Annotated in this window: 15 protein-coding genes; 11 read left to right on the top strand and 4 right to left on the bottom strand. The window is 66.2% G+C overall.

Annotation, left to right across the window (positions count from 1 at the left end; translation table 11 throughout):
- Positions 1-300: 300 nt before the first annotated feature.
- The 4 genes from AAFF27_00575 to AAFF27_00590 all read right to left on the bottom strand — a co-directional run bounded on the left by AAFF27_00575 (position 301) and on the right by AAFF27_00590 (position 2,811).
- Positions 301-786 (bottom strand): hypothetical protein, encoded by a 486-nt coding sequence (locus AAFF27_00575; GenBank protein XAH23716.1) that lies wholly within the window; start codon positions 784-786, stop codon positions 301-303.
- A 62-nt stretch (positions 787-848) separates the two neighbouring features.
- On the bottom strand, positions 849-1,235 hold the full coding sequence (locus AAFF27_00580) for a hypothetical protein (protein XAH23717.1): 387 nt from the start codon (positions 1,233-1,235) through the stop codon (positions 849-851).
- A gap of 95 nt (positions 1,236-1,330) precedes the next feature.
- The gene (locus AAFF27_00585) at positions 1,331-1,831 is read right to left on the bottom strand and encodes a hypothetical protein (protein XAH23718.1); all 501 of its coding nucleotides are present in this window, start codon (positions 1,829-1,831) and stop codon (positions 1,331-1,333) included.
- A 32-nt stretch (positions 1,832-1,863) separates the two neighbouring features.
- Positions 1,864-2,811 (bottom strand): helix-turn-helix domain-containing protein, encoded by a 948-nt coding sequence (locus AAFF27_00590; protein XAH23719.1) that lies wholly within the window; start codon positions 2,809-2,811, stop codon positions 1,864-1,866.
- A 185-nt stretch (positions 2,812-2,996) separates the two neighbouring features.
- Between AAFF27_00590 and AAFF27_00595 the strand changes: the two genes are divergently transcribed.
- From AAFF27_00595 to AAFF27_00645, 11 genes are all read left to right on the top strand, one after another.
- On the top strand, positions 2,997-4,190 hold the full coding sequence (locus AAFF27_00595; GenBank protein XAH23720.1) for an amino acid ABC transporter substrate-binding protein: 1,194 nt from the start codon (positions 2,997-2,999) through the stop codon (positions 4,188-4,190).
- 4 nt (positions 4,191-4,194) lie between these two features.
- Positions 4,195-5,070: a branched-chain amino acid ABC transporter permease gene (locus tag AAFF27_00600; protein XAH23721.1), complete on the top strand. Its 876-nt coding sequence runs from the start codon at positions 4,195-4,197 to the stop codon at positions 5,068-5,070.
- Positions 5,067-5,990, top strand: a complete 924-nt coding sequence (locus AAFF27_00605) for a branched-chain amino acid ABC transporter permease (protein XAH23722.1) — start codon at positions 5,067-5,069, stop codon at positions 5,988-5,990. The genes AAFF27_00600 and AAFF27_00605 overlap by 4 nt, the downstream gene beginning before the upstream one ends.
- A complete protein-coding gene (locus tag AAFF27_00610) occupies positions 5,987-6,730 on the top strand; it encodes an ABC transporter ATP-binding protein (protein ID XAH23723.1) in 744 nt (247 codons plus the stop codon). The genes AAFF27_00605 and AAFF27_00610 overlap by 4 nt, the downstream gene beginning before the upstream one ends.
- Entirely contained in the window at positions 6,727-7,437 is a 711-nt protein-coding gene (locus AAFF27_00615) for an ABC transporter ATP-binding protein (protein XAH23724.1), read from the top strand. Before AAFF27_00610 ends, AAFF27_00615 begins: the two co-directional genes overlap by 4 nt.
- 32 nt (positions 7,438-7,469) lie before the next feature.
- Positions 7,470-8,921: an aldehyde dehydrogenase gene (locus AAFF27_00620; protein ID XAH23725.1), complete on the top strand. Its 1,452-nt coding sequence runs from the start codon at positions 7,470-7,472 to the stop codon at positions 8,919-8,921.
- Positions 8,922-9,264: 343 nt separating this feature from the next.
- Positions 9,265-9,516, top strand: a complete 252-nt coding sequence (locus tag AAFF27_00625) for a type II toxin-antitoxin system Phd/YefM family antitoxin (protein XAH23726.1) — start codon at positions 9,265-9,267, stop codon at positions 9,514-9,516.
- Positions 9,517-9,520: 4 nt separating this feature from the next.
- On the top strand, positions 9,521-9,949 hold the full coding sequence (locus AAFF27_00630) for a type II toxin-antitoxin system VapC family toxin (protein ID XAH23727.1): 429 nt from the start codon (positions 9,521-9,523) through the stop codon (positions 9,947-9,949).
- A complete protein-coding gene (gene mnmG / locus AAFF27_00635) occupies positions 9,946-11,913 on the top strand; it encodes a tRNA uridine-5-carboxymethylaminomethyl(34) synthesis enzyme MnmG (GenBank protein XAH23728.1) in 1,968 nt (655 codons plus the stop codon). The genes AAFF27_00630 and mnmG overlap by 4 nt, the downstream gene beginning before the upstream one ends.
- Entirely contained in the window at positions 11,910-12,596 is a 687-nt protein-coding gene (rsmG, locus tag AAFF27_00640) for a 16S rRNA (guanine(527)-N(7))-methyltransferase RsmG (GenBank protein XAH23729.1), read from the top strand. Before mnmG ends, rsmG begins: the two co-directional genes overlap by 4 nt.
- Before the next feature lie 41 nt (positions 12,597-12,637).
- The gene (locus tag AAFF27_00645) at positions 12,638-13,252 is read left to right on the top strand and encodes a LysE family transporter (GenBank protein XAH23730.1); all 615 of its coding nucleotides are present in this window, start codon (positions 12,638-12,640) and stop codon (positions 13,250-13,252) included.
- The last annotated feature ends 1 nt before the right edge of the window (position 13,253 follow it).

Raw genomic sequence — 13,253 nt, forward strand, 5'->3', positions numbered from 1 at the left:
CTTGCTGGACTTCACCCTCTGGCACAAAGCAAACGAGTTGACTGTTCGGACCTTCGAGATATAGGCGTCCGCACGCCGAGCATTGATAGCAGGTGCGAACGACAGAGTGGTCGAAGCGCCAGGGTTCCCTGTACGACTCGTGAAAGTCTTCCCAATCTTGATCTGCGATCAAGTGCCCCTTGTAGGGCAGGAAATCTGTCTGATCGGGAATAACGTTGTCGCACTGACAGCGGAACTTCATCTGATGCCTAACGTTTGACTTAAGCGGACCGCCGTAGGCGGGTCCGCTTGAAGGAAGGGTTAGGCGGTACTTTCGAAATGATTTGGTCCCAGGCGCCTGACGTACAACCAGAGATTGTCAGGGGGCTCGGGAAGTAGCTCAGTGATGGCGGTTTGGCTCCAGAGGTCAGCTTCTTCATATCGCTCGTAGGAGAAATCAAAGTCGTGGCTTCTTGATACCGTATAGGTGGGACGATTGTCAGGAAATTTGAAATTGATGGAGTAGGCGTCCAAACGTGGGCCCGGCTTACCACTGCTATCGTGGATCTTCCAGAACTCCGGCATGAGCGGCCTGGATAGTTGCTCCGCAAATGCCACAGCGTTCTTGATGTCTCGCCATGCATCTTGTACCTGCAGTTGAGCAGCCTGGATGTATGTGATTGGCCGCTCATTCTTGGGGTATTGGACGTAGATTATTCGCGAGCCAAACTGGTACTCGCACTGCGAGACCGAGTTGGTGACATCCCAATGCCCAAGCATGGGCTCACTGGTTAGATCAATGTTCATTGCCATCGACATCCGTGATCGTGCCGCCTAACGTTTAACTTCAGCGGCCGCCGAAGGAAGGGTTAGACGTGGTTCTTGACATAGTGCTCGACCAGTTCCCTTAGGCCGTATCTCTCAGCGGGCACGGGGGATATTTCGAAAGCAGTCTTTGTTTGCCAATGAATCAAACCACTCCGCTCATCTGGCTGACGAAAGTTGACGCTTCTCGACCAAACGATTGTCGGCTTTAAGGCATGCCGTTCAAGGACTCTTCCCACGGCGTGAATCTTTGCCTGTTCACCAAAAAGCTCTGCAATTACAACTCCGTCACCTGTGCGTAGGCGACCCAATATCTCTCGATCAGTGGTTTTCAATCCGGGAATTGGCACAACCACCATTGGAGCCTTCCGTTCGCGCATGCAGTTTTCAACAGAATCCTCCCCAAGGTACTGAAACTTCCAGAATTTCATCCGAATTTCCATTTCTGTGTTTGTGACCTTGCTGGTATGCGGCCTAGCGTTTGACTTAAGCGGACTGCCGAAGGCCAGTCCGCTTGAAGGACGGGTTAGGCGACACGGCGAGTGACCAGACCGATGTTGGACGATGCACTGAAGGGCTGGGTGAAGCGGACACCGTTGAATGTATGGGTGCAGCACTTGCACTGCGGCGCGAGACTTTCCGGCCCTAGTGATGGATTCACAACCTGTAGCCGACCATTCTCGTCTACTCGAAGACCGCTGAAATAGCTCGCCTCGCCCGTGCGGACAAGGTCTTGCTCATCCGCCGGATGAAGCGCGACGAGCCAAGAGATCGGCTCCGGCCGATCGAGCCGCGACACTGCCTCGGCGTGCACTTCGTTCCAGTTCGAGCCGACCTTCGAGAGAAGAAACTTGAACAGCGGTGTGTAGTCGAGCCCTCGACGCGCTTTGCCATGCATCGGCAGATGCGTGCCCTCATGCTTGCCGATTGCAGCACTGCTTCGCTCCTCTGAGAATGCGCCGCCAAAGCGATGGTGAACGCCATGTGCCGTTGTGTTTACTTTGCGAAAGAGCGGGTGCTTCTGCATTTGTGTCGCCTAACGTGTGACCAAGGGCGCCCCTAGCTCCCCCGCCGAAACTCCCCCGGACTCATCCCCGTATGCGCCCTGAACGCCCGGCTGAAATGCGCGCTGCTGTTGAAGCCCCAGGCAAAGGCGATGTCGGTCACCGTGCGCTGCGCCTGCGCGGGGTGGCGCAGGTCGCGCATGCAGGCGTTCAGGCGCTGCTGCTGGATGTAGCCGGCGAGGGTGTCACTGCCGCCGGCAAAGGCCTGGTGCAGCAGGCGCTTGCTGCAGCCCAGCGCCTGGGCGATGTGGGCGATGCTCAGGCGCGGGTCGTGCAGCTGCTGCTGCACCAGGGCGCGCACGCGGTCTTGCAGGGCGGCGCGCTGGGCTTGCGGGTCGGGGCGGCCGGCCAGTTCTTCCAGCGTGAGGCGCACCAGTTGCAGGATCAGCTCGCCCGCGCCGCGCGCTGCGGCTTCGCCCATCTGGGGCAGCTCCTGGTAGGTGGTGCGCATGGTCTCCAGCGCCACGCGCGAGATGCCGGCGGCGCCGCCCGCGTGCTGCGCCATCAGCGCGCGTGTGGGCAGGCCGCCGCCGCAGAGGCGCGCCACGGGCAGCATGACGATCAGGTGATCCGAGCGGTCCGGGTTGGCCACGGTGTAGGGCTGCGTGGTGTCGTACAGGGTCCAGCCGCCGTCTTGCACCCAGGTCTCGCGGCCTTGTTGCACCACGCCGGCGCGGCCGCGCCAGGGCGCCACGATCTTGAGGTAGCCGGCCTCGCTGGTGCGCGCCATGTCGGCGCTGCGCAGCACGCGGTGGCGGTTGGCTTCGAGCCGGGTCAGCACCACTTCGCCGGCATGCGAGGCCTGCAGGTGGCCGTCGAATTCGGTGTCGCCGTAGAGGTCGGATTCGAGCCCGCCAAAGTGCTGCCAGACCCATTCGCGCCACAGCGGTGCCCGCTCGCGCGGGGCGACGAGGTCGGTGGAGAAGGCAGCAGCGCGGGCCATGGTTCGCCGAATTATGGGTGGCCTGTTGCTGGCAGGGTCATGGGCGGCGTTGGGGGTTAACCCTGGGCAGGTTGCGCGCGGCGTCAAGCCGGGCTGCGCTGGCGGGCATGCGTGGTGCGGTGCCGTGGCCTAGCATGCTGCAGTGCCCTGGCACCCGCCGGCGGCCCCCGCAGAGGAGACATGCCATGACCGAATCCACCCGCCGCCACTGGCTGCAGGGCGCTGCAGCACTGGGCGCCGCGGCCGCCGCGCCGCAGCTGCTTGCCCAGGGCGCGCCGATCCGCATCGGCTACGCCATAGCCCGCACCGGCCCCTGGGCCGCAGGCGCGCAGGTGAGCCAGGAGCCCAACTACCTGCTGTGGGCCGAGCAGGTGAATGCCGCGGGCGGCCTGGTGGTCAAGGGCGGGGCGAAGCGGCCGGTGGAGCTGATCGGCTATGACGACCGCAGCGAGACCGAGACCTGCGTGCGCACCTACCAGAAGCTGATGGGCAGCGACAAGGTCGACCTGGTGCTGCCGCCCTGGGGCTCGGGCGCCAACTTTGCGATTGCGCCGCTGGCCAACCGCATGGGCTACCCGCTGCTGGCGCCGACCGCGCTGTCGCGCAAGCTGATCGATATGCACCTGCCGTATTTCTTCTCGCTGCTGCAGCAGCCCGACAAGATGATGGGCGCGCTGGTGGACCTGCTGGTGGCGCAGGGCGTGAAGTCGATTGCCGTCGTCTACATGGACGACCTGTTTGGCCTGGAGAACTTTGCGGCGCTCAACGCGGCGCTGAAGAAGACCCAGATCCAGGTGCTGGAGCGCAAGAGCTACCCGCTGGGCGTGAAGGACCTGGCGCCGGTGTTGCGCGGCATCAAGGACCAGAACCCGGATGCGTTCATTGGCATCACCTACCCGCCCGACACCATCCTGGCCAGCCGCCAGGCGCGCGAGGTGGGCTTTAACCCCAAGTACTTCTACGCCTCGGTGGGCACGGCCTTCCAGCTCTACCGCAACGTGATGGCGGCGAATGCCGAGGGCGTGATCGGCATGGGCTCGTGGAACGCCAAGACCAGCGCGGGCGCCAAGGCCTACTTCGACGCGCACACGCAGAAGTTCGGCAAGGAGCCAGACCGCTGGGCCAGCGGCCACGCCTGGGCCGGGCTGGAGGTTTTGCAGCAGTCGGTGGCCAGCGTGGGCCTGGACCGCAAGGCGCTGCGCGAGCACATTGCGCGCAGCAGCTTCACGACCATCCTCGGCCCCATCCGCTTCGACGGCAGCGAGAACGCATCCATCCCCGGCACGGTGGGCCAGTGGCAGAACGGCGAGTTCGAGGTGGTGTGGCCGCAGGACCGCGCGACAGCAAAACTGGTCGCGCCCAAACCGGCGTGGAAGTGAGCGCATGTCCTTAATCGGTTGGGCCGAGCTGCTGGCGGGCGGACTCATCACCGGCGGCATCTATGCGCTGGTAGCCATTGGCCTGAACCTGCAGTACGGGCTGATGCGCATCATGAACATCTCGCACGGCGAGTTTCTGATGCTGGGCGCCTTCCTGACCTGGTGGGCGCACACCACCTGGGGCTGGTCGCCGCTGGCCTTTTTGCCTGTGGCGTTTCTGGCGCTGCTGTTGCTGGGCGTGGCGGTGCACTGGCTGTGCTTTCGGCCGGTGGCGGCGCGTGCGCCCAATGTGGACGTGTTCGAGGCGCGCAGCCTGATGGTGGGCTTTGGCCTGATGTTCCTGGTGCAGAACGCGGCGCTGCTGGTCTGGGGCGGCGACCTGCGCGGCTATGACTACCTGGCCGATCCTGTGCAATTGGCTGGCATGCGCTTCACGCCCAACAAGCTGCTGCTGTTTGGCGTGGCGCTGCTGCTGTCGTTGGCGCTGATCGTGCTGCTCAAGGCCACCTTGCTGGGCAAGGCGGTGCGCGCGCTGATGCAGTCGCCCACGGGCGCGCAGCTGGTCGGCATCGACACCAAACGGCTGCATCCGCTGATGTTTGGCATGGGCCTGGGGCTGTCGGGGGTGGCCGGCGGACTGCTGTCGATGGCCTATGAGATCTCGCCCTCGATGGGCGAGCCCTATACGGTGACGGCGCTGATCGTCATCACGCTGGGCGGCTTTGGCAGCATCGCGGGCAGCCTGGCCGGTGGCCTGCTGCTGGGCGTGGTCGAGGCGCTGGGCATGTACTTTGGCAGTCCCTCGCTCAAGATGCTGCTGTCGTATGCGGTGTTTATCGGCGTGCTGGTGTGGCGGCCCAACGGATTGTTTGCGCGATGAATGCTTCTGTCTTTTCCTCGCGGCCCTGGCTGTGGCTTGCGGCCGGCACGGTGCTGGCGGCGGCGGTGCCGTGGATTGCGTCCGAGTTCATCGCCTCGGTGGTGTTGAGCTGCCTGATGTACATCGCGCTGGCGGTGAGCTGGTCTACCTTCTGCGGCGCCACGCGCTATCTGTCGCTGGCCACCTCCGCCTTCTTTGGCCTGGGCGCCTATGCCACGGCCATGCTGGTCGAGGTGCTGCCCTGGCCGCTGGTAGTGCTGGCCGGCGCCGCCATTGCCACCGTGGTGGCAGTGGCCATGGGCGCGGCGGTGCTGCACCTGCGCGGCACCTACTTTGCGGTGCTGACCTTTGGCATGACCGAGCTGATCCGCCATGCCGTCACCTTTGTTGAAAAGCAGGTGTCGGGCACGGTCGGGCGGGTGCTGATGGTGGTGCCGTCGGAGGCCACGGTGTACCTCACGGTGCTGCTGATCGCGGCCGCCGCTATTGGCTGCGCCTTGCTGGTGCGCAAGAGCCGCTTAGGCCTGGCGCTGGCCGGCATTGGCGCAGACGAGCAGCGCGCGCAGACGCTGGGTGTGCACACGCGCAATGCCAAGCTGGCGGGCTTTGCGTTGACTGCGGCCTTTGCCGGCGCCACCGGCGCGGCCATGGCGGTGCGCTGGACTTACATCGAGCCAGCGGCGGTGTTCAGCCCCTTCATTGGCTTCCAGACGGTGCTGATCGCGCTGATAGGCGGCGCGGCCAGCATTGGCGGGCCGGTGGCCGCGGCGGTGGTGTTCAGCCTGCTGGCAGAGACGCTGCGGCTGCAGCTGCCCTATGCCTACATGATGGTGCTGGGCCTGTTGCTGATCGCCTGCGTGATCTGGCTGCCGGATGGGCTGGCCTCGCTGGCCAAACGCAAGGGGAGGGCGCGGCCATGAGCGGGGCACTGCTGGAAGCCCGCGAGGTCACGGTGCGCTTTGGCGGGCTGACGGCGGTCGATGGCGTCAGCGCCACGCTGCACGCGGGCGAGTTGGTCGGCATCATCGGCCCCAACGGCGCGGGAAAGACCACCTTCTTCAACGCGATATCGGGCGTGCAGCCGACCACCTCGGGCCGCATATTCGCGGGCGACGTGGAGCTGACCGGCCGACTGCCGCAGCTCTTTGCCGCGCATGGCGTGGCCCGCACCTTCCAGACGCCGCGCGTGTTTGCCGGCATGACGGTGCGCGACAACGTGCGCTTTGGCATGGCCTTTGCCGGCCGGGGCCGCACGGGCGCGCCGGGCCTGGGCAGCGAGGCCGAGATCCTGGCCATGCTGGGCCTGCAAGGCCTGGCCGACCGGCTGGCGGCCGAGATCACGCCCTCGCAGCAGCGCCTGCTGGAGATCGGCATGGCGCTGGGCACGCGGCCGCGCGTGCTGCTGCTGGACGAGGTGGCGGCTGGCCTGACCGAAGCCGAGGTGGACGCCATGGCGCAGCGCATCCGCCGCCTGCGCGACGAGGCCGGCCTGACCGTCGTCTGGATCGAGCATGCCGTGACCACGCTGCTGCGCTACGTGGAGCGCGTGCTGGTGCTGCACCAGGGCCGCAAGATCGCCGACGGCACGCCGGCCGAGGTGGTGCGCGATGCCAGGGTGATAGAGGCCTATCTAGGCGATGAAATGGATGAGCCGGCATGACCCCCTCAAATCTTCAGATAAAGGCCTTGGCGGCCGGCTACGCCGGCTTCCAGGTGCTGCGTGACCTTGACTTGGCGGTGGCACCCGGCCTGACCGTGATCGTCGGCCCCAACGGCGCGGGCAAGACCACGCTGCTCAAAGCCCTGGCTGGCCTGCTGCCGCGCCAGGGGCAGGTGCTGCTGGATGGCCATGAGTTGCCCTCGGGCAACGCCACCGCCTGCGTGCGCCAGGGCCTGGCGCTGGTGGCCGAGGGCCGGCAACTGTTCCCGCAGATGACGGTGCGCGAGAACCTCGAGCTTGGCGGCTGGCTGGTGCCGGCGGCCGAGCGCATGCGGCGGCTGCAGCAGGCCTTTGCCGACTTCCCGCGCCTGGCCGAGCGCACGGCGCAACTGGCCGGCACCATGAGCGGCGGCGAGCAACAGATGGTGGCCGTGGCGCGCGCCATGATGAGCGCGCCGCGCCTGCTGCTGCTGGACGAGCCTTCGCTGGGCCTGGCGCCGCGCATGGTGGCCGAGCTGCTGGCCATCGTGCGCCGCATTGCCGACCAGGGCACGACGGTGCTCATGGTCGAGCAGAACGTGCGCAAGGCGCTGGCCGTGGCCGACCATGGCCATGTGCTGGAGCGCGGCCGCATCGTGGCGAGCGGAGCCGCAACCGAACTTCTTCAATCCGACGCGATCCGCAGTGCCTACCTGGGCGCTGTGTGAGCTTTTCATCCCACTTTTCTCAAGGAGCAACCATGCCCACCATTTCCATGCTGATCGGCGGCCAGGCCCTGGCCGCGTCCAATGGCGCTACCTTCACGCGCAAGAACCCGCTCGACGGCCAGGTCGCCACCACCGCACCCGCCGCCACGGCCGATGACGCGCGCGCCGCTGTCGATGCCGCCGCCAAGGCCTTCCCGGCCTGGGCCGCGCTGGGCCCCAATGCACGCCGCGCGCTGCTGATGAAGGCCGCCGCCGCGCTGGAGGCCAAGGGCGAGGCCATTGCCGCCGCCATGGCCGCGGAAACCGGCGCATCCGGCATGTGGGCCGGCTTTAACGTGCACCTGGCGGCAGGCATGCTGCTGGAGGCGGCAGCTATCACCACGCAAGTAAGTGGCGAGCAGATCCCCTCCGACGTGCCCGGCAGCCTGGCGCTGGCGGTGCGCCAGCCGGCCGGTGTGGTGCTGGGCATCGCGCCCTGGAATGCGCCGGTGATTCTGGGCGTGCGCGCCATCGCCACGCCGCTGGCCTGCGGCAATACCGTGGTGCTGAAGGGCTCCGAGCTGTGCCCGCAGACCCACGGCCTGATCATCGAGGCGCTGCAGGATGCCGGCTTGCCGCCGGGCGTGGTCAATTTCGTCACCAACGCCCCGGCCGATGCGGGCGCGGTGGTCGAGGCCATGGTGGCCCACCCGGCGGTGCGGCGCGTGAACTTCACCGGCTCGACCAAGGTCGGCCGCATCATTGCGCAGACCTGCGCCAGGTACCTGAAGCCCGTGGTGCTGGAGCTGGGCGGCAAGGCGCCGCTGCTGGTGCTGGACGACGCCGACCTGGACGCGGCGGTGAACGGCGCGGCCTTTGGTTCCTTCGCCAATTCAGGGCAGATCTGCATGTCGACCGAGCGCATCGTGGTCGATGCCAAGGTGGCCGATGCCTTTGTCGCCAAGTTCGTCGCCAAGGCCACCAGCCTGCCGCTGGGCGACCCGCGCAAGGGCCCGGCGGTGCTGGGCTCGGTGGTGGACATGGCCACGGTAGAGCGCTGCAACCGCCTGATCGACGACGCGCTGGCCAAGGGCGCCAAGCTGCTGTGCGGCGGCAAGGCCGACAACACGCTGATGGCGGCCACGCTGCTGGACCACGTCACACGCGACATGGAGATCTACCACGAGGAATCCTTTGGCCCGGTGAAACCCATCGTGCGCGTGGACGGGGTAGAGGCGGCCATTGCCTGCGCCAACGACAACCCCTTTGGCCTGTCGTCTGCCGTGTTTGGCCGCGACGTGGCGCGCGCCTGGCAGGTGGCGCAGCGCATAGAGGCCGGCATCTGCCACGTCAATGGCCCCACGGTGCACGACGAGGCGCAGATGCCCTTTGGCGGCGTGAAGGACTCAGGCTACGGGCGCTTTGGCGGCAAGGCGGGGATTGAGGCTTTTACCGAGTTGCGTTGGATCACCTTGCAGATGGCTGAGCGCCACTATCCGTTCTAAATGAAACACCCCCAGGCTGCGCGCTTCGCGTCTTCGCCAACCCCCTTGCAGGGGGCACATCCAGCGGCCCGGCAAAGCCGGTTCCGCGGATGTCCTGGCATGGCCTGCTCCGCGGCCTTTGGGGCCTTTTCGTTTCATGCCCTGCGGGCCGTGCGTGGCGCGGCCCGTAGCTAAGATGAGACTACAAAATAGATAGCTAATAGCCCAGGCTGCACCTGGGCTAGAGGCCTTTTTTACCCATAAAAGCCCCTGCGGCGCCGCGCGCGCCGCAGGGGCTTTGCCTTTGCCGCCCGCCCACCAAGCTTGCCGCACTTAAAATGTACAAAATTCTGAATTTGTACATATGCAAACCTTGCCCTTGAGTGAGTTCCGCGCCAATGCTTCCGCCATGCTCGACCTGGTGGAGAAGGGCGAGACCGTGCGCATCCTGCGCCACGGCAAGCCGGTGGCCGATCTGGTGCCGGTGCAGGCGACCGAGGCCGAAGCCGAGCGGCAGCCGAGCTGGAAGCGGCCGGTCGAGCCGCTGCGCTATCTGCGGGCGCCCGAGAAGACCGGTGCGCAGCTGATCGTCGAAGAGCGCGACGGCGGGATGTGAAGCCATGAACATCCTCTTTGACAGCTCTGCGCTGTTCAAGCGCTACAGCGGTGAATCGGGCCTGGCCCAGGTGCAGCAGGCACAGCGCCGCGCCACCCGCATCACGGTGGCGGCGCATTGCCGCACCGAGCTGGTGTCGGCGCTTTCGCGGCAGTGGCGCGAAGGCCTGTTCACCCACGACGAATACGACCGCGTGCTGAGCGACATCGACCGGGATTTCGAGGACTTTGCCGTCGTCCCCCTGACCGATGCCGTCGAGCGCCATGCCCTGGCCGCCATGCGCCAGGCCCCGTTGCGGGCCATGGATGCGCTGCACGTGGGCACGGCCCAGGTGGCCGATGTAGACCTTTTTGTGACGGCCGACCGCCGTCAGGCAGAGGGCGCCCGCGTGCTGGGCGTCATCACCGATTTTGTGGAAGCGAGCGCAACATGATCTACCCCGAAACATTCGACGTCATCGTCGTCGGTGGCGGCCACGCCGGCACCGAGGCGGCGCTGGCTGCCGCCCGCATGGGCAGCAAGACGCTGCTGCTGTCGCACAACATAGAGACGCTGGGCCAGATGAGCTGCAACCCGTCCATCGGCGGCATTGGCAAGGGCCACCTGGTGAAAGAGGTGGATGCGCTGGGCGGCGCCATGGGCATTGCCACGGACGAGGGCGGCATCCAGTTCCGCATCCTCAACAGCTCCAAGGGGCCAGCGGTGCGCGCCACCCGGGCCCAGGCCGACCGCATTCTGTACAAGGCGGCGATCCGCCAGCGGCTGGAGAACCAGCCCAATCTGTGGCTGTTCCAGCAGGCGGTGGACGACCTGGTGGTGGAGGGCGACCGCGTGGTGGGCGCCGTGACCCAGGTGGGCATTACCTTCCGCAGCCGCACCGTGGTGCTGACGGCCGGCACCTTCCTGGACGGCAAGATCCACGTGGGGCTGAACAACTACGCCGCCGGCCGCGCGGGCGACCCGCCGGCGGTCAGCCTGTCGGCGCGCCTGAAGGAATTGAAGCTGCCGCAGGGCCGCCTGAAGACCGGCACGCCGCCGCGCCTGGATGGCCGCAGCATCGACTTCAGCCAGTGCACCGAGCAGCCCGGCGACGGCATGCCGGGCGGGGTAGGGGACACGGTGCCCGTATTCAGCTTCATGGGCAATGCGGCCATGCACCCGCGGCAGATGCCGTGCTGGGTCACCCACACCAACGAGCGCACGCACGACATCATCCGCAGCGGCTTTGACCGCAGCCCCATGTTCACCGGCAAGATCGAGGGCGTGGGCCCGCGCTATTGCCCGAGCGTGGAAGACAAGATCAACCGCTTTGCCGACAAGGAAAGCCACCAGATCTTCCTGGAACCCGAAGGCCTGACCACTCACGAGGTCTACCCCAACGGCATCAGCACCAGCCTGCCTTTCGACATCCAGTACCAGCTGGTGCGCTCGATGAAGGGCCTGGCAAACGCACACATCCTGCGCCCGGGCTATGCCATCGAGTACGACTACTTCGACCCGCGCTCGCTCAAAAGCAGCTTTGAGACGCGGCAGATCCAGGGCCTGTTCTTCGCCGGCCAGATCAATGGCACCACCGGCTACGAAGAGGCGGCGGCCCAGGGCTTGTTTGCCGGCATCAATGCCGCGCTGCAGTGCCGGGGTGAAGACGCCTGGCTGCCGCGCCGCGACGAGGCCTACCTGGGTGTGCTGGTGGACGACCTGATCACCAAGGGCGTGACCGAGCCCTACCGCATGTTCACCAGCCGGGCCGAGTTCCGCCTGCAGCTGCGCGAAGACAACGCCGACATGCGCCTGACCGAGGCCGGCCGCAAGCTGGGCCTGGTGGACGACGCCCGCTGGGACGCCTTCAGCCGCAAGCGCGATGCTGTTTCACGTGAAACAGAGCGCCTGAAATCCATCTGGGTGAACCCGCGCAACCTGCCCGCGAGCGAATCCGAGCGGGTGCTGGGCAAGGCCATTGAGCACGAATACAACCTGGCCGACCTGCTGCGCCGGCCGGATGTGAGCTACGAATCGCTGATGTCGCTGGACGGCGGGCGCTTTGCCACGGCCGATGTTTCACGTGAAACCTTGGGCGCCGTGAGCGAAGCCGTGGTCGAGCAGATCGAGATCGCAGCCAAATACTCTGGCTACATCGACCGCCAGAAGGACGAGGTAGAGCGCGCCTCCCACTATGAGAACCTGCGCCTGCCGGCCGACCTGGACTACCTGCAGGTGACGGCCCTGAGCTTTGAGGTGCGGCAAAAGCTGCAAAAGCATAGGCCCGAGACCCTGGGCCAGGCATCGCGCATCTCTGGCGTTACGCCGGCGGCCGTGTCCCTGCTGCTGGTGCATTTGAAGAAACGCGGCGCCAAGGGCTTTGGCGTGGCGGCACAAGAAGAGGCGGTGCCAGGTTGAGCGCCGCACCTGCCATCCTGGACGGGGCTGCCGCGCTGGGGCTGTCCCTCACCCCCGAGCAGGGCGAGAAGCTGGCCGCCTACCTGGCCATGCTGCAGAAGTGGAACAAGGTCTACAACCTGACGGCGGTGCGCAACCCGGCCGACATGCTGACGCACCACCTGCTGGACAGCCTGGCCGTGATCCCGCCGCTGCTGCGCCAGCGCGCCAGCGTGGGGGAGGGCGCTGCGCCCTTCAGCGTGCTGGACGTGGGCTCTGGTGCCGGCCTGCCGGGCGCGGTGATCGCCATCTGCTGCCCGCAGGCCACGGTGACCTGCGTGGATACGGTGGCCAAGAAGGCAGCCTTCCAGCAGCAGGTGGCGCTGGAATTACGCCTGCCCAATCTGCGCGGCCTGCATGCGCGGGTAGAGACGCTGACCCAGCCTTATGACGTAGTCTGCTCGCGCGCCTTTGCCTCGCTGCCGGATTTCACCCGCTGGTCAGGTGCCGCCGTGGCGGCCGATGGCCTCTGGATGGCCATGAAGGGCAAGCACCCGGCAGACGAGTTGGCCGCACTGGACGCAGACATCCGCGTGTTTCACGTGGAACAGTTGCAGGTGCCGGGCCTGGATGCCGAGCGCTGCCTGGTGTGGATGCGCAAGATCGCGCCAAAGGGTGGCAGCGCGGTGGGTGAGGGCGCTTAAACTCGGTCTTCTCCCGCCCGCCTTTCCCTCAGGACTTCCCCATGTTTGGCATCTCTGACTACGGTGCTTTTTGCGCCGCCGTACTGGTATTTCTCATGCTGCCAGGCCCGGGTACGTTCGCCTTGCTCAACTCCACCGGCAAGGGCGGTTTCCGCGCAGGGGTGGCGGCCATGGTGGGCCTGATCGTTGGTGACCAGGTGCTGCTGTGGCTGGCGGTGGCCGGCGTGGCCGCGCTGCTGGCGGCCAACCCGCTGGTCTTCCAGGCCGTGCAGTACGCCGGTGCCGCCTACCTGGGCTGGATCGGCCTGCGCCTGCTCACCGCCAAGGATGGCGCGGCCAGCCCGGTGCATATCAAGCCAGGCCACTACACGCGCCAGGCCTTTTTCATCACCTTGCTCAACCCCAAGGCCATCGTGTTCTACATGGCCTTCTTCCCGCTGTTCGTGAACCCGGCCACGCACCGTGGCATCCCGACCTTCGCCGCCATGGCCGTGACCATTGCGGTCCTCAGCACGCTCTACTGCCTGACGCTGGTGCTGGTGGCCCGCGCGGTCAAGCAGCAGGTGCAGGCGCACCAGCGCTTTCTGCAGGTGCTGCAACGGCTGACGGGTGTCTTCCTGATTGGCTTCGGCCTCCGACTCGCTTTTTCCAAATAAG

Source organism: Xylophilus sp. GW821-FHT01B05, assembly GCA_038961845.1.
Lineage (GTDB): Bacteria > Pseudomonadota > Gammaproteobacteria > Burkholderiales > Burkholderiaceae_C > Xylophilus.

Bases quoted from the DNA above. Each gene is read 5' to 3' on its own strand.
- AAFF27_00645 (XAH23730.1), top strand. From the start codon at position 12,638: ATGTTTGGCATCTCTGACTACGGTGCTTTTTGCGCCGCCGTACTGGTA.
- AAFF27_00625 (XAH23726.1), top strand. From the start codon at position 9,265: ATGCAAACCTTGCCCTTGAGTGAGTTCCGCGCCAATGCTTCCGCCATG.
- AAFF27_00610 (XAH23723.1), top strand. From the start codon at position 5,987: ATGAGCGGGGCACTGCTGGAAGCCCGCGAGGTCACGGTGCGCTTTGGC.
- AAFF27_00615 (XAH23724.1), top strand. From the start codon at position 6,727: ATGACCCCCTCAAATCTTCAGATAAAGGCCTTGGCGGCCGGCTACGCC.
- AAFF27_00605 (XAH23722.1), top strand. From the start codon at position 5,067: ATGAATGCTTCTGTCTTTTCCTCGCGGCCCTGGCTGTGGCTTGCGGCC.
- AAFF27_00590 (XAH23719.1), bottom strand. From the start codon at position 2,811: ATGGCCCGCGCTGCTGCCTTCTCCACCGACCTCGTCGCCCCGCGCGAG.
- AAFF27_00580 (XAH23717.1), bottom strand. From the start codon at position 1,235: ATGAAATTCTGGAAGTTTCAGTACCTTGGGGAGGATTCTGTTGAAAAC.
- AAFF27_00585 (XAH23718.1), bottom strand. From the start codon at position 1,831: ATGCAGAAGCACCCGCTCTTTCGCAAAGTAAACACAACGGCACATGGC.
- AAFF27_00630 (XAH23727.1), top strand. From the start codon at position 9,521: ATGAACATCCTCTTTGACAGCTCTGCGCTGTTCAAGCGCTACAGCGGT.
- mnmG (XAH23728.1), top strand. From the start codon at position 9,946: ATGATCTACCCCGAAACATTCGACGTCATCGTCGTCGGTGGCGGCCAC.
- AAFF27_00600 (XAH23721.1), top strand. From the start codon at position 4,195: ATGTCCTTAATCGGTTGGGCCGAGCTGCTGGCGGGCGGACTCATCACC.
- AAFF27_00575 (XAH23716.1), bottom strand. From the start codon at position 786: ATGAACATTGATCTAACCAGTGAGCCCATGCTTGGGCATTGGGATGTC.
- AAFF27_00620 (XAH23725.1), top strand. From the start codon at position 7,470: ATGCCCACCATTTCCATGCTGATCGGCGGCCAGGCCCTGGCCGCGTCC.
- AAFF27_00595 (XAH23720.1), top strand. From the start codon at position 2,997: ATGACCGAATCCACCCGCCGCCACTGGCTGCAGGGCGCTGCAGCACTG.